This window comes from Streptomonospora nanhaiensis (assembly GCF_026642255.1).
In the GTDB taxonomy this organism is placed as follows: domain Bacteria; phylum Actinomycetota; class Actinomycetes; order Streptosporangiales; family Streptosporangiaceae; genus Nocardiopsis; species Nocardiopsis tropica.
The window spans coordinates 2,789,037-2,807,315 of sequence record NZ_CP113264.1 but is presented as its reverse complement, the minus strand read 5'-3'; the positions used below and the strand labels follow the sequence as shown (position 1 = coordinate 2,807,315).

11 protein-coding genes are annotated in these 18,279 nt (G+C 67.5%); 3 read left to right on the top strand and 8 right to left on the bottom strand.

Annotated elements, in window-relative coordinates:
• Positions 1–39: 39 nt before the first annotated feature.
• Complete coding sequence (locus OUQ99_RS12035; RefSeq protein WP_267949520.1) at positions 40–1,314, top strand: MFS transporter; 1,275 nt, start codon at positions 40–42, stop codon at positions 1,312–1,314.
• A gap of 195 nt (positions 1,315–1,509) precedes the next feature.
• Positions 1,510–1,968, top strand: a complete 459-nt coding sequence (locus tag OUQ99_RS12030) for a hypothetical protein (protein ID WP_267949519.1) — start codon at positions 1,510–1,512, stop codon at positions 1,966–1,968.
• A 107-nt stretch (positions 1,969–2,075) separates the two neighbouring features.
• Here the strand turns inward: OUQ99_RS12030 and OUQ99_RS12025 are convergent, their stop codons facing one another.
• Positions 2,076–2,411 (bottom strand): hypothetical protein, encoded by a 336-nt coding sequence (locus OUQ99_RS12025; RefSeq protein WP_267949518.1) that lies wholly within the window; start codon positions 2,409–2,411, stop codon positions 2,076–2,078.
• A 175-nt stretch (positions 2,412–2,586) separates the two neighbouring features.
• On the bottom strand, positions 2,587–4,290 hold the full coding sequence (locus tag OUQ99_RS12020; protein WP_267949517.1) for a RelA/SpoT family protein: 1,704 nt from the start codon (positions 4,288–4,290) through the stop codon (positions 2,587–2,589).
• A 332-nt stretch (positions 4,291–4,622) separates the two neighbouring features.
• Between OUQ99_RS12020 and OUQ99_RS12015 the strand changes: the two genes are divergently transcribed.
• Complete coding sequence (locus OUQ99_RS12015; RefSeq protein ID WP_267949516.1) at positions 4,623–4,871, top strand: PLDc N-terminal domain-containing protein; 249 nt, start codon at positions 4,623–4,625, stop codon at positions 4,869–4,871.
• Between the two features lie 171 nt (positions 4,872–5,042).
• Here OUQ99_RS12015 and OUQ99_RS12010 read toward each other — a convergent pair whose 3' ends face one another.
• From OUQ99_RS12010 to OUQ99_RS11985, 6 genes are all read right to left on the bottom strand, one after another.
• On the bottom strand, positions 5,043–5,756 hold the full coding sequence (locus OUQ99_RS12010; protein ID WP_267949515.1) for a hypothetical protein: 714 nt from the start codon (positions 5,754–5,756) through the stop codon (positions 5,043–5,045).
• Between the two features lie 189 nt (positions 5,757–5,945).
• Complete coding sequence (locus OUQ99_RS12005; RefSeq protein WP_267949514.1) at positions 5,946–6,191, bottom strand: hypothetical protein; 246 nt, start codon at positions 6,189–6,191, stop codon at positions 5,946–5,948.
• On the bottom strand, positions 6,188–6,910 hold the full coding sequence (locus OUQ99_RS12000; RefSeq protein WP_267950355.1) for an RHS repeat domain-containing protein: 723 nt from the start codon (positions 6,908–6,910) through the stop codon (positions 6,188–6,190). The genes OUQ99_RS12005 and OUQ99_RS12000 overlap by 4 nt, the downstream gene beginning before the upstream one ends.
• Positions 6,911–7,013: 103 nt before the next feature.
• On the bottom strand, positions 7,014–7,520 hold the full coding sequence (locus OUQ99_RS11995; RefSeq protein WP_267949513.1) for an SUKH-3 domain-containing protein: 507 nt from the start codon (positions 7,518–7,520) through the stop codon (positions 7,014–7,016).
• Positions 7,520–14,407: an RHS repeat-associated core domain-containing protein gene (locus OUQ99_RS11990; RefSeq protein ID WP_267949512.1), complete on the bottom strand. Its 6,888-nt coding sequence runs from the start codon at positions 14,405–14,407 to the stop codon at positions 7,520–7,522. The genes OUQ99_RS11995 and OUQ99_RS11990 overlap by 1 nt, the downstream gene beginning before the upstream one ends.
• A 289-nt stretch (positions 14,408–14,696) precedes the next feature.
• Positions 14,697–18,182 carry a LamG-like jellyroll fold domain-containing protein gene (locus OUQ99_RS11985; protein WP_267949511.1) on the bottom strand — a complete coding sequence of 1,162 codons (3,486 nt, stop codon included), beginning with the start codon at positions 18,180–18,182 and terminating at the stop codon, positions 14,697–14,699.
• Positions 18,183–18,279 lie beyond the last annotated feature (97 nt).

Sequence of the window (18,279 nt, the reverse complement as noted above, 5' to 3'; positions counted from 1 at the left end):
GCCGTCCTCCCCACCGACAACCGACAGGAGTTCCGAAACATGGTGGCGGAGACAGACAACCAGCGCACCACCCCGCACAGGGCGGGTGACGCACCACCCCGGACGGAGGGCTCGATCCTCCGGCAGCCGCGCGCGGTGTGGGCGGTGGCGTTCGCCTCCGTGATCGCGTTCATGGGCATCGGGCTGGTCGACCCGATCCTTCCCGCGATCTCCCGCAGCCTGGAGGCCACCCAGACCCAGACCTCGCTGCTGTTCACGAGCTACCTGCTCGTCACCGGCCTGGCCATGCTCGTGACCAGCTGGGTGTCGAGCCGGATCGGGGCCAAGCGCACCCTCCTGCTCGGACTGGCCCTGATCGTGGTCTTCGCGGCCGCCGCGGGGGCCGCGGGCGACGTCGAGTCCGTGATCGGCTTCCGCGCCGGCTGGGGGCTCGGGAACGCCTTCTTCATCTCCACCGCCCTGGCCACCATCGTCGGCGCGGCCAGCGGCGGCTCCTCCTCCGCGATCGTCCTCTACGAGGCGTCCCTGGGACTGGGCATCGCCACCGGACCGCTCATGGGCGGACTGCTCGGCAGCGTCAGCTGGCGCGGGCCGTTCTTCGGCACCGCCGTGCTCATGGCGGTCGGGTTCGTCACGATCGCCACCCTGCTGCGGAGCGACACCATCGCCAGGACGGCGCCGGTCCCGCTGTCCGCGCCGTTCACGGCGCTGCGCGAGCCCGCCATCCTGGTGCTGGCGTTCACCGCGCTGTTCTACAACATCGGCTTCTTCGCGCTGCTGGCATACACGCCCTTCCCGCTGGGCCTGGACGAGATGGGGCTCGGGTTCACCTTCTTCGGCTGGGGACTGGCCGTCGCCGTCACCTCCGTGTTCGTCGCGCCCGTCCTGACCCGGCGGTGGCGCCGCACGGGCGTCCTGTGGGCCACCCTGCTCCTGCTGGCAGCCGACCTGGTCGCCGCGGGCGCCCTCATCTCCTCCACGGCCGGCCTGATCACCTGCGTCGTGCTCGGCGGGCTGCTGCTGGGCGTGCTCAACACGGTGCTGACGGAGTCGGTGATGGAGGCCAGCGACCTGCCCCGGCCGGTGGCGTCGTCGTCCTACTCGGCGATCCGCTTCCTCGGCGGGGCGGCCGCGCCCCCCGCGGCCTCGGCGCTGGCCGCGGCCGTGTCCCCGGGCGCCCCGATGTACGCGGCGGCGGGCTCGGTCGTCGTGGCCGCGCTGATCGTCCTCCTCGGACGCCGGGTGCTGCGCAGGGTCGACGACGGCCCCGAGCCCGCCGAGGTCGAGGCCCAGGCCATCGCCCTCAGCCAGTGACGGCCGGGCGCCGCGCCCGCTCCGTGCGTCCGGTCCCACCCGAGGGGGAGCCACCGCGCTCCGGACGCGGCGGGGAGAGGCGGTCCGGGCCGTCGCGCCGGGGCCGCGAGGGCGGCTCCGAGGCCGCTTCTCGACGTACACGGGCGAGACCCGGCGCGGATGCCCCGGGGGAGCGTCTTCCCTAACGTCGGTGGCATGACCGAACAGAAGCGCTCCACCCTCGGCCTGCCCCTCATCGCCCTGATCGGGCTCGCCCTGCTCGCGGCGCCGCGTGTGGTGCTGCACGACCTCGGCCTCATCCAGGAGGGGACGTTCGTCAACGCGTTGTTCGTGTTCGTCCCGCTGGTCGTGTGGATCGCCGCGGCCGTCCTGGCCCGGGTGCCGAACCCGTTCCTGACCCTGCTCGTCGTGGGCGCGTTCTACGGGGTCTTCCTCGCGCTCGGACACCAGCTGCTGTGGAACGTCGCCTGGGAGGGCGACCCGCCGGCCCTCGGCGGCAACCTCGCCGACCTGCCGCCCCTGGCGCACGCGGTCGTCATCCGCGGCTTCGCGGTGGTCGGCAGCCTGGTGACCGGGGTGGTCGTCGGAGCGGTCACGGGGCTGGTCGCCTGGGGCCTGGCCAAGCTCCTCCGGCTCCGCGCCGCCGGGAGCTGAACCGCGGCGCCGGGCGGGGCCACGCGGCCCGCGACAACGGCGCGCCCGCCCGGAAGGCTCCGGACGGGCGCGTCAACGGTGCGTGCGCGGAACGGCGGCGGAACACCTCACTGCGGGGCGTTCTCCGGAACGCGCCGGGCGGGCAGGGCCTCGGCCACCGGTTCCGCCTCGGGGGGCTCCCACCCCGTGAAGTGCCAGACCCACCGCGCGGTCCCGTCCAGCGGCCGGTACCGGGCCACCGGCGGATCGGGGCGCACGTCGCCCGGGACCACCAGGTCCGCGCCCAGGTCCTCCCACGGCACGCCGAGAATCTCGTCGCGGGTGAAGACGTCCTCCATCACCAGGCCGGACCAGGCACGCGGCCCGCCGACCAGGCACACCTGGATGGGATCGTCACCATCCTCGTACCCCCTGCCCTGACCTTCGTCCTGCTTGCTCTCCATGGGTACATCCTCCGACGCGCGGGCGCGTCACGGGGGACGCGGGAGTCCGGCGTGTCGCACGTCCGCGGGGCCGGGGCGGGCTCCCTGCGACGGTCCAGCGCCGGTCAGGGGGACGAGCGGACGCCGGCCTCCCCGCCGGGCGGTCCGCCGTGCCCGGAGCCGGGCCGCATCCCCCTCAGGACAGCTTGTCGGAGACGTCCTCGGGGGCGCGGCGCCCCTCCCCCAGGGCCACGTACAGGTCCTCCATGTCGGGATGGCCCATGCGCCGGGCCACCCCGATCAGCTTTCCGGCGGCCTCAGCCTCGACCAGCCGGTCCTGCCCCAGCAGTTCGGCGAGCCGCCACCTCCCGTCCTCGGAGGCGCGCTCGCGGGCGCGGACGCGGTGCCAGGCGGTGATGCCCACCCGCGCCTCGCCCGTCCTGACCGAGTCCAGCCACCCCCGGTCCGGGGCGGGCTCGTCGGTGGTGACGATCCGCACCGTGTCGCCCTCGCGGACCCTCGCGGCAGGCCCGGCCAGGCGGCCGTCGATCGTGGCCGCGGAGAAGTGGTTGCCGGTCTCCTCCCCCAGGGCGTAGGCCACGTCCACGGGGGTCGCCCCCTCCGGGAGGGTGAGGACCCTGCCCTCGCCGGTCAGCACCGTGATCGTGTCGGCCAGGTCGGTGCGCGCCCCCGTGAGGAGGTCCTCGGCGCTGGCCTGCTCCTGCCAGCCGAGCAGCCGCGTCAGCCACTCGGGGTCGGCCCTGGTCCGCCCCTCCTGGAGGAGGCGGCCGTCCTTCGAGGTCTCCTGGCGGATCTGCGCGATGATCCCGTACTCCGACACCTCGCGGGCGTGGGGGTCGCAGATGATGATCTGGACCTGGCGGCCCGACTCGGTGACGACGGTGGTGTGCAGGGCCTTGTACAGGTTGTACTTGGGGATCGCGATGAAGTCACGGAACCTTCTCGGCACCGGGCGCCATCTGCCGTGGACCGCCCCCAGGGCCAGGTAGGCGTTCTGCTCCCCGCCGCGCACCACGACCACGTACCGGACCGTGGCCACCGGGCCGACCTCCGAGCCCGCGCGCAGGCCGGAGGTGAACACGGAGTACAGGTGCCGCTCGCGCACCACGACCTCCGCCTTGACCCGGAACGCGTGCAGCACGTCGCGCAGGCTCACCCGCAGGGAGTCGATCTCGTGCTCGTGGGAGCGGCGCACCTGTTCGGTGCGCTCCCGCACGCGCTCGAAGTCCTCCGTCTCCAGGTACTCGAAACACAGGTCCTCCAGCTCCCGTTTGAGCTGGTACACCCCCAGCCGCTCCGCCAGCGGGATCAGCAGCTCCCGGGTGCCCCGGGCGATCTTGGCGCGCTTGTGGGGCGGCTGGAACTGGAGGGTGCGCAGGTTGTGGACCCGGTCCGCGAGCTTGATGAGGAGCACTCGAAGGTCGTCCTTGGCCGCGACGACCATCTTGCGGAACGTCTCGCCCGCCGCCGCGCTGCCGTACATGGACCGGTCGACCTTGGTGACCCCGTCCACCATGATCCCGACCTCGGCCCCGAACTCTGCGGCCAGGTGGGCGAGGCTGAAGGGGGTGTCCTCCACGGTGTCGTGCAGGAGCGCGGCGACCAGGGTGGCGGTGTCCAGCCCCATCTCGGCGAGGATCGTGGCGACAGCGAGCGGGTGGATGATGAACGGTTCGCCGCTCTTGCGCTTCTGCTCGCGGTGCAGGTGGTCGGCGACGGCGTAGGCGCGGCTGAGCAGCGCGACGTCCGCCTTGGGGTACCAGCGCAGGTGCTCCTTGACCAGCGGCTGCACCCTGGGCAGCGGGCGCCGGGCGGACATGGCCTCGTTCAGGCCCCGCCACCACTCGGACGACGCGGTCAGATCGGTCGACGCGGCCATGGACAGGACCCCTCACGCTCGGACATCCGACGGGATCACCCGATTCTAAGGTCAGGCCGGCGACTCCACGAGGGGAAGGGGCGAGTCCGACCCCGGGAGGTACGGGCGGGGCCGGCCCCGCCCGGGGCACGGCCACCGACGAAAGTCGGTGCGCGCACCGACCAAAGCACCCTGGGCGCCCGTGCCGGTACCGCTTTGGTCGCCGCAGCGGTAGGGCCCGCAGGTGGATGTGGGGAAGGCGACCCCGCACCTAGCGTGGAGAACGTTCCCCGGGGCCGACCGGTCCCGGAGGGACGGACCGACTCGAACCTCCACCCCCGAAAGGGCACGACATGACGCTGCTGGCACTGGCCGACGCGACCACCATGGAAACCGGCATCACGGCCTTCATCCTCATCATGGCCCTGCTGGTGGGCCTGGCCGTGGTCGTGTTCATCGTCGCCGCGGTGTTCAGCATCCTCGGATCGCGGGTGGACGGGGCCATGAAGATCGTCTGGCTCATCTTCGTGTGCATCGCCCCCTTCATCGGCGCCCTCCTGTGGTTCCTCATCGGCCGCAACCAGGGCCGCAGGTACAGGTAGCGCGCCGTCCCGGTCCGCGCCGCGGGACCGTCCCCGGGCCCGGCCGACGCCCCCTACCGGGGGCGTGGCCCATCTCCAGCGGGAAGTATCGGCTCCCCTGCCCTCGCCAGGCAAGCGCGTGACACCGATCTTCACCGCCGAAGGTCGCCCAGGGAGCTCACACAGAGAACATCAATGGGGCAGGCTGCGTTGCAAAGCAAGAGCCACACCGGGACGCAGGAGCTGCGCGAGGAGACCGATCTTCTCTCTTCTTCTCACGATGAATTCTAGGGTGTCTCCCGCCTGCCCATCCACATACTCCACGGGACCGGCGACCCCCGAGAAGACAAGAAAGACTGGATGCTTTCCCGGTGTCACGCAGAAGGTTGATACCTCTCCAGGAAGCAGGCTTCCCATGTGATCTGCCCCGACATAGACGCCACAGGGAGAAGAAAAAATCAGTCTGGGCTCCGCGGACCGAGCGACAACGACCTTCACCAAGCCCGCTGGGGCGTCCGCCGCGCCTCCGACAAGGATGCATTTGGGACTCCCATCGGAGACCCCTCCACCCTTCCCATCGTTCCACAGGCGGATGAAGGACAACAGGAGCAACGCGGAGGAGGGGAGAGCCACCAGAAGAAATGATCGCAATTCGAACGAGGGACCCACGAGGGTAGCTCCGCAGATCAGAACAACCACCGAGATGATCCAGACTCCCACTGTGGCAACCCGCAGAGGAAGCACGCTGGGGCCAGTACCCGGCACAAGAGGGAATCGGCTTCTCTTCCTGAGCATCAACAACGTGCACCCGAGGCCTGTCATCAACATCAGGATGTCGGACGTAGACGACGCGGAGAACGAGCCCGATACTAGAAACGACGTGAGTGCGACCACCAGGGCTGCCATCGCATAGAAAAGAGAGCACACCATCAATAACCCCAAAATGCCAAAGGAGGGAAACAGCAAAGCATAAAACTCAACAAAGAAAACCGACCCCCAAAGGCAAGTTCGACAAAAATCAGAACCTGCGATCACCCCAACAAGCCCCAGCGTCCCTACAAGAAATGAACACCCTTTGCTCAAGTCCGAACCGCATCAATTTCGACAAGCGATCACACCACCCACCCAACCAACAAAGCAACCTTGCTTCCCTGCAACATATCCACCGAACGATGCCCCGCCCGAAGCACTCAGAACTCCCCCGACAGCACCGCCGCCAACAGCTCCCACTACCATGCTCGTATTACCCACCAGCGACATGTGAGCATTTCGAAATTCATCATTATCTCTGACATAGGCCTCAAACGAACCACCCGGCAAAAGCCGCCGCTCCTTCGTCATCCATTCGGGCAGCCTCCCCGTCGAAAAATCTTTTCTCCACTTTCTCCTAATTTTTTATCAGGGAAACCGGATCCAACAAAAGGGCTGTCCCAGAGGGGGATTGGGCGGGGATTCTGGGGTTTACCCAGACCCAGCGGCTTCGGGTCCTGTCGACGGTCATACGATGCCTTTTTCGCTGCGGCCCTTCTCTTAGCTGCCTCTCGTGCCGCTCGTGCTGCAGCAGCCTTGCGAGCAGCGGCAGCGCGCATCGCCGCAGCCTTGCGCGCAGCTGCCGTCGCCTTGGCCGCGCGAATCTGCGCAGCGCGGATCGCTGCCTGGCGGATCCGGTAGGCCCTGATGGCGGCCATACGCACCTGGTAGGCACGGATAGCGGCCTGGCGAGCACGCTGAGCAGCCCACTGGCGGGCCTGCGCGAAACTCTTGCGCAGGAACAGCCCGTCCGGGTCGGTAAAGGATACCGGGTTGTTGTTGGAGTAGGAATACCCGTGCATCTGCTGGGAGTCGGCCGTGTCCACGACCGGGTCCGGTGAGATGAACGACCCCAGCCCCGAGTCGTAGGAGCGGGCGCCCAGACGTGTCAGTCCCGCCTGGTCGTCGACGATCCCGCCGACGAACCCGCGTGAGTTGGGCCAGGCGCCGTTGGCGTTGCCGTCAAGGCACCCAAAAGCCCCACCGGCGCCATTGCCGTTGGGGCTTTCGAATTCACACTCCCAGACTATACGTCGTGGAATCAGATGAACGTTCTGGGAACTGCCTGCTGAGAACTACTCATCGGGCTTTGTTCTGACTGATCATCCACACTTCCCGTATGGCACCTGAGCCCTACTTGGGCCACGGCTTCATCCCCTCGGGCGCATGAACACAGATCAACGGGCGATCCGCGCTCACCATAAGGTCCAAGCCCTCGTAGGGTGTGTTTCCGATACTCCAGATCAGGCCGTTCGCGTAAGCGGCCACAGCCCCGTCCGGCCGCATGAAGACATGCGAGTAGCTGAGCCACCAGCCGACGGGAAACCATGAACCGCCGAGTACCGATCCGATCGCCGAGGATTCGTCCTGATGCCTGCCGCCAGCCCCCACGGCATCGACGAAGAACGGTTCGCCGTTGATGAAGTTGGGGCCGTCCTCACGGGCCGGTCCGATCTTCAGACCTCGGAAGGATTTGAGGAAGACTGTTGCCAATGGGCTCGGGGTGTACCCCTGTGCCTCCAAAGACTGGATATCCGATGACACGTCGAGTTGTCGCCCAGGGTACCAGCCAGCCTGCCGCAGGGCAGAAACCGTTTCCGGGTTCAACCGGGAGGCAAAATCCGCTAGTTCGCCGCTCACTAGTAAATCACCCCCAAGAAGTCCATCACTCGACGGCACGCCCTGCACGGAGTGGCAGGAGCACCGTGGTCACCCTTAGGGGTGTCGCTCACATGCACCGTAGTCATGCTCCCGCCTCGGATACCCGTTTCACCTTCTCTGGAATACGCCCTGCTCAGGCACTTCATCTCCGCACATCCACCGTTCATCGGGTGGGCCTGCTGCTCGAAAATCTCCGCCATTTCATCCGGAGCGATGACAGGATCCTTGTTGTCCGACCGATAGAAATTGCCACTCTGAGATTCATATTCGGCCGCAAAGTCGCTTCCACGAATCTCGCCCGCATCGGCCTGTGCGTCAAGGGATGCCTCACCACAGTTGTGAACCAGAGCCGCGATGGCGCCTGTCATCACATAATACGTGTGCAGGCCCTCGACCGTGAGGTTGTAGACCCGCTCCGGTTCGGTCCAGACCCGAGTACCGGCGACCTGAACCAGAGTTCCCTCCGAGGACAGGAACCACATCCCGGGAACCAGGTCGACGGCGTCGACCCACTCGCCCAGCAGGGGGACCCAGAAGGGGTGGCCGTCGGTCGCGATGACCGCATCGCCCAGCACTGTCGGCCCAGGTCGGGACGGACCATCGGGCAGCTCGCCTCGGTCCAGGGTGCCGGCGTCGATCTGCGTCGCGGTGTCGACGGTGATCTCGACCAGGGTCTTGACACCCTCACCGACGATGGTGGCCAGAACCGTACGCGGCCCCTCCTCCCCCGTTTCGGGATCCGAGGCCCACACCTGGTCACCGATCCTGACGTCCTCGATCGGCTTGTGGGAGCCGTCGGCCATCAGGACCCGTGTGCCCCTGACGAAGCTGTTGCCCAGCGCACACGAAAGAGCGTCGTCCTTGCGGTCATCACGAAGGCTACCGACCAGGTTCGCCGCTCCCCTGGCTCCGCGGACCGCCCAACCACTGGGCACAAACAGTTCAGGAACGGCCTCGCCGAGTTTGTAAGCCCCGGACTCCGGATCGACGCCGGCCCGGGCAGCGACTTCCTCCATTGAAGGAAGACCGACCTTCGTGAACACCCAGTCGGTCACCAAAACCGGTGGTACGAATATCCTGATGGTATTTTGGGCGCCTGTGGCGAAGTTAAGGATCTTGTCGCGGTGGGGGACTCGCCGGTAGATACTCCGAACCGTGTTATAGGTCTTGTTGGAGAAGTTGGTAGCCCGCTGGCGGATGTTGGACCTGATGTTACGGAAAGGCTTGGAATTCCACGTCCGGCGCGCACCGTTACTGACCTTGTTCTTCATCGAGCTGAAGCGGCTCTTCAGTCCGGACAGGAACTTGCGGACCTTCAGGCCGTCGGGGTCGGTGTAGGTGACCGGGTTGTTGTTGGCGTAGGCGTACCCGTGCATCTGCTGGGGATCGGTGGGGTCCAGGACCGGATCCACCGAGATGAACCGGCCGATCGCCGCATCGTAGGCGCGGGCTCCCAGCTGGGTCAGCCCCGTGGACTCGTCGTTCGTGCCACCCACGAACCCACGCTCGTCGGGCCACTGACCCGTGCCGCCGCCGCGGTCGTCACCGAAGGCGGTGAACCGGCGCTGGGTCACCTCCCCGGTGGCGGAGTCGATGGCCAGCTGCCCGGTGCCGTGGTGGTCGCCGTAGATCCACGACACCTTCCCCTCGGAGTCACGTACCGCAACCGTCTCGCCGGCGTGCTGGTAATAGCGCAGTGCTGTGCGCAGCAGGCTCTGCCGCTCGAAGTGCAGCTCCGTGCCCGGCAGGTACAGGGTGGTGGTGGTCGGGCTCCGGCGGATCAGCCGCTGGCCGTCGGCGTCGTACAGGTAGGTGGTGATCCCCAGGTCGGCGTCGCCGACGGTGGTGAGCTTGCCTTCGGCGTCCCATTCCATGACCTGGTCCGCCGAGGCGGTGATGCGGGAGACCATGTTCCCGGAGTCGTCGTAGGCATACTCCTCCAGGCGTCCGCCGGCCGGGCCCTCCTCCTCCACCTGAGTCAGGGCGTGCGGCTGGGGCTGGCCTGCGTCCGGCCGGGTGTAACTGCGGGTGGTCTCCCCTCCGATGCCGTGCTTGGTCTCGGTGACGCGGTTGCCGATGGCGTCGTAGGTGTAGGTGTGCCAGTAGGGGGCGGCTCCACCCAGACCGGCCACGGTGGGATCTGCCGCACAGGCGTCCTCACCGGTGGCGTCGGGGGTCCACACCTGGTCGAGCTGGCGCCGGTGGTCGTAGGTGTAACACTGGACGTCGGAGGGACGGTCGGGATCGGAGGGTTCGTCCCGGATGGACAGGATGTTGCCGGCGTCGTCGTAGGAGTAGTGCTGGTGCAGCAGTGATCCGTTGCCGATCTCGGGGACGACGCTGGCCCACTTCACGCGGTTGGTTGCCTCGTCGTAGTCCCAGGTTGCCCAGGTTTTGCGGTCTCGGGTACCTTCCCGATGGAAAGAGCGCTGGGCGAGGTTCCCGATGCTGGAGTAGTGGGCGGAGTCGATGTAGGTGCCCTCGCCTACGACTCGGGTCATCTGCCCGAGGGCGTTGTAGGCGTAGGAGACGTTCTCCACGTCCAGACCACCTACGGTCGGCATGACCTGGTTCCTGATACTGCCGTCGGGGTTGTAGCGGGTGGTGAACCGGTAGGTTCCTGCGACTCCTGTCTCGGCGACGGGGATGATGACGTCACTGGTGACGGGACGGTACAGCTGGTCGTAGGCGACGACCCGGGTGGTGTAGGCGTTGCCCTCGTCGTAGCGAGTGGCCGACGTGAGCTCTCCTTTGGCCAGGGTGTCGTAGACCCATTCCGCGCGCTTGTCCCCCTCCGGGGAGTCGTCGTGCAGGGAGACTGTGCGGCCCAGGGCGTCGTGGACGTAGGCCAGTGTGTGATCCCGGGCGTCCGTCCTGGAGGCCAGACGGTCCAGTTCGTCGTAGGTGAAGGCGCTGGTACCGGTGTCGGGGTCAGTGGTGGAGACCTTGCGGCCCATGAGGTCGTAGGTGTTGCTCCAGGTGTTGCCTTCGTCATCGGTGACCGTGGCGAGGTCGTTGCGGACGTTGTAGGTGTAGGTGAGCTCGTCGTAGTCGCCGACGGGTTCACGTCCGTGGTGGTGACGCAGCTCGGTGGTGTTGCCGCGGATGTCGGTGACGGTCGTGGTGCCCACGCCGCCTTCAGGAGAGGTCACCAGGGTCTGTTCGCCCTTGTACTCCGTGGTGATGCGCCACTGCTCGACGCCGCGGGACATGCTGATGGCGTGGACGGGACGTCCGGCACCGTCGTGAACGGTCCGCTCCCACCGGGGGACGTCGTCGGTGTTGTTGACGGTGACGACGTCGCCGCCGGGTTCGCCTCTGGCGGGGTAAGCGGCGCGGCTCTGGGTCTGAAGGCCCCGGTGGTCGTGCAGGGTGTCACTGACCAGGCGGCCTCCCTCGCTGGTCGGTGTCTGTGTCTGCCGTGGGCGCAGGAGGCCGTCGTAGATCTGGTAGGTGGTGTTGTAGCCGCCCTGGGGGTTGAGGGTGCTGGTGGTGGCGTAGGGCGCCTTGTCCTTGTTGATGTGATAGGCGAACTTCAGGCTGGGATCCACGCCATTGGAACGGTCACGGTCCGCGAGCCAGACCTGGGTGAGACGGCCGAGCGGGTCGTAGGAGAGCTCGGTTTTTCTACCATTGGCGTCGGTTTCGGTGACGGGCAGGGACCGGGCCGGTTCCATCTGGGTGGTGGCGACGTGCCCTAGCGGGTTGGTGACCTTGAGGGTGGTGGCCGGGCCGCCGGTCACAGCCGAGGCGAACTCGTAGGCGATGGTGTTGTCATCGGCGTCGGTCTGGGTGAGCTGACGGCCGTAGGAGTCGTAGGTGGAGGTCTGGACGGTCTGGTAGACGGGAGTCCCGTCGGTGTAGTCCTCCACCCGCTCACTGCGGGTGTCGAGGCCCCGAGTCGGCTCGGTTCCGACACTGCCCCCGTCGTAGGCGGTGCGGGTGTCGAGGATGAGGTCGTCGGGGTAGCTGGGGGTGGAGTCGCAGCCCACGGCGAGGGCTTCCTGGCGGGAGACCAGGCCGAGCATGTTCTTGCCGGTGTTGCGCACGTAGGTCGTGCGGGAGCACTGTTCATCGCCTGCGACGGAGGTGTCACCGTGGTCGAAGACCTCGGTGGGCATGCCGAGGGTGTCGTGGGTGGTGTCCATGCGGTGCTGGCGCCAGCCGCCGTCGGCCGTGGGGGTGTAGGTGCGTTCCGAGGCCGTGCGCACGATGTCGGCGGTCAGGGTGCCCCAGGAATAAGTGCGTGACGCCGTACGGTGGTGCCAGGGGATGGCGATGGTCTTCTCCACCACCTCGCCCCCGGGACCGTTGCGGGTCAGAGTCTCAAGAGTCTGGCCGTACAGGTGGTCGTGGTCGGTGTGCTCGGTCCCCTCCGAGTCGGTGACCTCGACGCTGCGGGTGCCAGAAGGTTGTTTGTCGCCGTGCATGCCGCGGAAGAAGCGGTGTTCTTCCTCGCTGCGTGTCTGGCCTTCCACACCGGTGTTGACCAGGACGGTCTCATAGCCGCGCCACTGGGACCAGGTGCGCCTGTCGTCCTTGGTGAAGCCGTCGGCGTCCGCGTGCCGCCAGGCGGCTCCGCCCTGGTAGTCGTAGGTGGTGACGATGTCGGGCTGGTCGGTGACCAGGTCGACTTCGGTTACCTGGGTGACGGTGTACTTGTGGAACCAGTCGGTGATGTCGTCGTCTCCCCTGCCCGAGGGCACCCATCGGACGGGGTAGCAGAGCTTGGTGTTGCTGTGCGGCTGGGGTGTCTCCCCCGGCGCGCACTCCGGCTGGGAGTACAGGACGTCGAGCTGTCCCCCGGACTCGGAGTAGACGGCGGTGATGCGCCATTTGTTCATGGGAGCGACACCGTCGGAGGTGGAGTCGACCCGGTTGGGCATGGGGGTGCCGGCGAAGGTCAGAGCCGGGGTTGCCAGGGTTCCGCCGACATGGCCGGTGTGTGTGATGGAGTCCAGCCACAGGGCGGGGTCGGTTCCGTCCCCGGGGGCGGGGAACTTGTGGGTCAGCGCCCAGGAGTCGATGGGCACGTACTCGGTGCCGTCGTGGTACTGGGTGGTGACCTTGTCGAGTTTCTTGGTGCTCCAGATGGTCGGCGAGTAGTTGCCGGTGCACTTCTTCCCGGACTCGCACTCCTGGTCCTGGGGCACGTCGGGCCAGCGGGTGGCGTTGGCCTTCTCGCGCTTCTCGGGGGCGCAGTCGAAGGAATCCGTGGCCAGACAGCGTTCACCGGTGGTGAAGACGACCCGGGCCGGCGCAGTGGCGTACACGTCGTCGCTGCGTAGGCCGTAATCGATGCGGCGCAGGTAGCCACCCCGGTCGTAGGGGGTGGAGACAGTGCCCATGTTGCGGGCGTAGTGGTTCTTCTCCTTGGCGTAGTTCAGCGTCATGACGTTGCCGTGGACATCGACGACGTAGTCGAGGTTCCACCGCCAGGCCTGCTGGCACCAGGAGTCGGAGAACGATGACTTGTGACAGGGTTCACCGGAGTCGTTGCCGTAGACGGGGACGGTCCAGGCCGAGTCGGTCTCGGGATCTCCCGAGGTCCAGCCGGGCAGGCGGTTGCGGCCGAAGAAGTACTGGGTGCCGTCAGGGGTGGTGACCTTCCAGTACTCACCGTCGTTGTCGCCGTTGGTGGCACCGGTCAGGCGCTCGACCTTGGAGCCGTCGTCGCTGCGCAACCGCCAGGTGTCGTCCTCGTCCAGCAGTAGTTCGCTGGACATGCCGTTCAGCGACAGAGTGGCGTTCTGGCGGCGCCAGCACTGGTCGCCGGTCTTGTTCGGGTTCTTCTGTCCGTCCTCGGCGCAGGGGATGTAGGAGCGTTCGATGAACCCGGGGTGGTAGTTGAAGCCCTCGCCGATCCAGGAGGCCTGGTTGTTGGTGGAGGCGGTGCGCCCGTCAATGGATCCCGAGGAGTAGGACAGGGCCATGCTGGGTGCCAGGCCCCCGGCCACGTCCGGGGTGTCCAACGGGTAGGACCAGGAGAAGTCGCCGGTCTGCAGGCCCACTTCCCAGGATGCGGACGGGGCCAGTTCGCTGGCCTGGTAGTTGCCGCTGTTGCCGTCGGCCTCGGGAACCGCGGCCAGGGTGACCCCGGAGGACGTGGCCGGGGCCACGGCGCTGAGGGTCTGGGCGGAGAATTCGTTGACCGACCCCAGGTCGTAGGCGGCCCGGCAGTCCTCGGAGGGTTCGCTCTCCAGAGCGCACTCGTCCAGGGCGATCAGGCGCAGGCGCGCCCCGTAGTCACCGCCGAAGGCGCTGGCGAAGTCGCCGTAGTCAAGTTCCACCTCGACCGGGCCGGGCGCCTGTACATCATCGGTGCGGGTCAGACGCATCGCCAGGCCGTTGATCCCGGCCGCTTCGGCGGTCTGGGGGTCGAGAATCTCCAGGGTCGCGTCGACGACCGGCTCTGGGGCCACCGGAACGGGTTCGTCCTGGAGTGCGGTCTCCTCAGAACCCTCGTTCCGGCCACCGTCCTGTTCCGGGGACTCTTCGACCTCGGTTTCCGGGCTCTGCCCAGGCTCATGCGGCGTGGAGCCCTCCGGGGCGTCGTCGGCTCCTTCGGGCTCTGTGGGAGGCCTTGCCGGATCGACCCACGGTTCGGGCTCGGTGTGCAGACGGTTCTCCGCAGCGGTTTCCTCGTCCGAGGCGGCGCCCTGCCGTAGGAACGGGGGGACCTCCCACTCCTGGAACTGCTCTTCGGACACAGGGGTCAAGGAGACCGCTGTATCTCCGGAAGAGGGGGTCTCCAGGTCGACCGTGCCGGTCTCGGGCCAGGCGGCTTCGTCGAGTTCGGTGATCGCAGCGTCGTCGACGGCCGAGTCCTCCTCGATCGCCTCAGCGACGAATTCGCTGGTTCCCAACCAGTCCTCGTCCGGCACGTCTGGCTGTGCATTGACGGATTCGGCCTGTGCTGACGAGACCGACAGCAGAGCGACCATGACGGCAGCGGAAACGAGCCCGGAGAGCCATTTACGAAGCTGGGGAGCAAGCTGCTTCGGCCGTTCTTGCTCGTTGGGAATCGCGTTGAAATCGTCAGTGGAAGGGGTTGCAGACACAGGGGCCTCCGAACCCGATGGTCGTCGCTGCCATCGGGCTGCCTATCTGAGGGAAAGGGGGTGGTGTTGTGAGACTTCAGAAATGGGTCACATTTCAGGAAGCCCCTGTCGGAATCAAACCGTCGTAGACGTTGTTGATGTCGGCTTGGGACAGCACGCCCTGGTAGAGGTGGACGTCACTGACATCGCCCATCCAGGCGTCGGCGAACTGCTGCTCGAAGCGTCCGCCGCCGATGACGACCGGCCCGTCGGCGTGCCAAGCGGCCGGCACTTCCGCCGTGCCGTTCTCGACCCCGTCGACGTAGAGGGTGACCTCGCCCGAGGTGTGGTCATAGGTCGCGACCAGGTGGGTCCAGCGGCCGAACTCGGGGGCGTGATCGGACAGGGCCCGGTGCCACCCTGTGGCTCCGGTCCGGTCTTCAGGGGGCAGCTTCATCACCCAGTTGTTCCACTCATAGGTGTGCTGGTAGGCGAGGGTGAACCCGCTGTGGTCGTTGCCGTCCTGGGCGACCGCGGCGGTGTTCGCGCCGACCTCGTCCAGGCGGACCCAGGCCGCCACGCTGTAGCTGCGATCGGTGCGGACGGCCGGGCCTTCGGTCGAGATGTGCTCCTGTGCCCCGCGGTCCAGGCTCACGCCGGGCGCGAAGGTCACGTCGTTGAGTGCGTGGTTCCAGGCGGTGAGCGGGTCACCGTGGAGTGTGCCGTCCAGCCCGTGGTCGGAGGAATCGGCGACCACGGTGCCGTCGTACTCGTCCAGTTTCCAGCGCCCTTCCAGGGCGGCCGGGCGGTTGGCCAGCTCCCAGATCTCCGATCGCGCGTCCTCTGTCTCCTCCGGAACCTCGTCGGTGAGGACACGGTCCCAGACACGGACGTCGTCGATGGCTCCGGGCCAGAAGTCGTGGTAGGTACCCCGGTACAGCGCGCCGCCGATCACGAACGGCCCCTGGGCGTTCCACGCGGTCTCCTGGATGTGGGTGCCCTGTTCGACGCCGTCGACGTACAGGGTGAGCTCACCGCTTGCGGGATCGTAGGTGCCCATCAGATGGGTCCACACCCCGACCTGGGCCGGTTCCAGGGACAGAACGCGTTCGGAGATGGGAGTGCCGTCTCCGTCGTAGGGGGCCTGTTTGAAGATCCACCGGCCGCCGTCGGTGTGCTGGTAGCCGAGGTAGAAGCCGCTGTGCCGGTCTCCGGCCTGGGCGAGGGCGGTGTAGGCACGGCCGGGCTGGACGTCCAGGCGGACCCAGGCGGAGACCGTGAAGGCGTCGTCGGTGTCGATGACCGGATCCTCGGTGGTCAGCCGTTCACCGCTGACGGTGTCCAGGCCGGCGTTCTCGAGCCTGTAGTCCTGTCCACGGCGTTCACCGACGCGCCCCCGAGTCCAGTCCACGGCACCGGATGCTGTGGCGACGCGGCCGTCGTGCACGAAGTCCGCGGCCGTGGTGCCCTGCCCCTCGTCGAGGGGGAAACGGGCGACGGGGTTCGAGGGCGGCGCGACGGTGAAGGTGTACACGAGCACGCACCCGGAGGAGTTGCCGAAGGCGTCGGTGGTGCGGGCGTGCAGCAGGTTGGGACCGTCTCGGCGCGGAGTGATCGGCACGGTCACGGTCGCGCCCGGGGTGTCGAGGTCGATCCGGGTGGAGCAGGAGGCGTCGTTGAGGCTGTAGTGGTAGGCCACTGCTTGGGCGACGCCGTTGTTGGAGAACGTGAAGTCGCCGGTACGGCCCACCGCTCCGTGGACGATGTCTCCCGCCGGGTAGTCGGTGGAGACCACAGCGGGTCCGCTCTCGGGTTTGGTGGTGTCGATCGTCAAGTAGCACCAGGAGGACCAGGGCCCCCAGTTCGACTGGTCGTGTCCCCGTGCCCGGTAGGCGATCAGCTCGTTCTCGGGCAGGCCCGCTGCCGCCACCGACCGGTAGCTGCCGCCGGACCACTTCGCGACGGTGACGTAGGCCGAGTCCGAGGTCCCCAGGTTCGTCTCGGCGCCGTCGACCTTCCATTGGAACTGGCCCTTGACCTGCTGGCCGACCCAGTAGGAGTCTCGGTCGCGGAACTGGCCGCGCAGGATGGCCTCGGTGCTGTTGACCAGCCGGGGGTTGGTCTTGTCCGTCGAGCAGGCACCGCCGAGGGAGTCGGACAGGGTCGAGGTGACCGGCTTCTCGGGCGGGTGGTTGTAGTTGATCACCAGCACCGGAGGCGTGCTCTTGGTGTTGATGCGTCGCCACGCGGTGGTGCCGGCCTCGCTGCGTTCCTTCAGCCGCAGGTGGATGTGGGAGGCGTTGTTGTCCAGTCCCCACTGGTAGGCGTTGAACGCGTCGAATTCCACCCCGCTGTTCTTGGGGCAGGTGGCCCAGCCGCCCTTGACGTTCTGAGTGTCCTGGAGAGTGCGGGCCGTGGGCTGGTTGTTCCACGTGGTCCTGCTGTTGAACGCGTCCACCCGGTGAAGCTCGATGTAGGAGTTGCTGGTGCAGTCCCATCCCCACTCGACCTGGGCGCGCAGGGTCACCGAGTTGATGATGGTGTTCGGGTGGTCGGTACGGGCCATGACCGAGAACTGGAAGAACAGACGTTTGGTGTAGTCCTGGTCCCACTCCACACGGCCGACGCCGACGTCGGCCTCCTTGGTGTTGTAGTACGCCACGGAGGGGTACGCCTTGTCGACATAGGCCCAGTTGGGGCGGCTCGCGCTGACCGAGGGGTCGATGTAGACCGGGAACTCGGTGGTGTCGTCGACCAGCATCTCCTGGTCGGGGACCAACCGGATGGAGTCCACACCGATCGAGGTCTCGACGAGGGCGGTGCGCGCCCCGCTGGTGGGGGCCACCATGGGGTCTTCACCGAGAGCTTCGTCGTGGCCGGTGGAGTCCCACATGGCCGGGGCCTGGACGGTGAAGACGCTGTGCCCGCCCTCGTCACCGAGGGCCTCGATGTTGCCGTGTTCGTCGGCGCTCATCGTGACGCCGTCGGCGGCCAGGGCGAGTTCCAACTCGGCCAGGTCGGGGGAGGTCGCGGCCTCGGGGGTGTGCACAACGAGGACCTGGGTGAAGCCCTCGGTCCCGGCGGTCAGCACCAGGTCGACGTCGGGGAGGACGTCGGCGTAGGTGGCCCGGTCCTCCTCCAGTGTGGGGGTGGGAAGGTCGCCGTTCCAGTCGAGTGCGACGCTGTTGGAGCCGATCCCGATCCTGGCCATGGGGGCGTCGCCGCCGCCGGAGAAGGCGATGTCCATCCCCGCGGCCCTGGGTCGGACGAGCCCGTCGTCGGTGGTGACCAGGGTGGTGTCGACGTCGATCCAGCCGTCCTCGGAGCGCACCCGTACCGGGACGGCGTGGGTCTCGGCGGTCAGGGAACCGTCGGGGTTGGCGAAGTGCTGGGTCTTCTCGTCCGTCAGAGACGGGATCTCCACCCGCTCCCCGGTCTCCCGGGCCAGCTCCAGGGCGTCGAACTCCTCGCTCGGGGAATCCTCACCGGCGGACGTGGTGGGGTCGTCCTCGTCCGCTGCCGCGGGCAGTGCTGTGAGCAGTGACAGGGCGAGGATCGCGGCAGCGGTGACCGCCGTCGCCCGGGTCAAGGGGGGATGCATGGGGGATGCCTGTCTTTTGTTGTCCAACGGGACACCGCACCATGCGGAACCCAGTCACAGCTACCTCAAACGAGACAGAAGCTACTGGAGCCCTCAG

Coding starts and splice junctions, on each gene's coding strand:
- OUQ99_RS12035 (WP_267949520.1), top strand. CDS start 40: ATGGTGGCGGAGACAGACAACCAGCGCACCACCCCGCACAGGGCGGGT.
- OUQ99_RS12030 (WP_267949519.1), top strand. CDS start 1,510: ATGACCGAACAGAAGCGCTCCACCCTCGGCCTGCCCCTCATCGCCCTG.
- OUQ99_RS12025 (WP_267949518.1), bottom strand. CDS start 2,411: ATGGAGAGCAAGCAGGACGAAGGTCAGGGCAGGGGGTACGAGGATGGT.
- OUQ99_RS12020 (WP_267949517.1), bottom strand. CDS start 4,290: ATGGCCGCGTCGACCGATCTGACCGCGTCGTCCGAGTGGTGGCGGGGC.
- OUQ99_RS12015 (WP_267949516.1), top strand. CDS start 4,623: ATGACGCTGCTGGCACTGGCCGACGCGACCACCATGGAAACCGGCATC.
- OUQ99_RS12010 (WP_267949515.1), bottom strand. CDS start 5,756: ATGGCAGCCCTGGTGGTCGCACTCACGTCGTTTCTAGTATCGGGCTCG.
- OUQ99_RS12005 (WP_267949514.1), bottom strand. CDS start 6,191: ATGACGAAGGAGCGGCGGCTTTTGCCGGGTGGTTCGTTTGAGGCCTAT.
- OUQ99_RS11985 (WP_267949511.1), bottom strand. CDS start 18,182: ATGCATCCCCCCTTGACCCGGGCGACGGCGGTCACCGCTGCCGCGATC.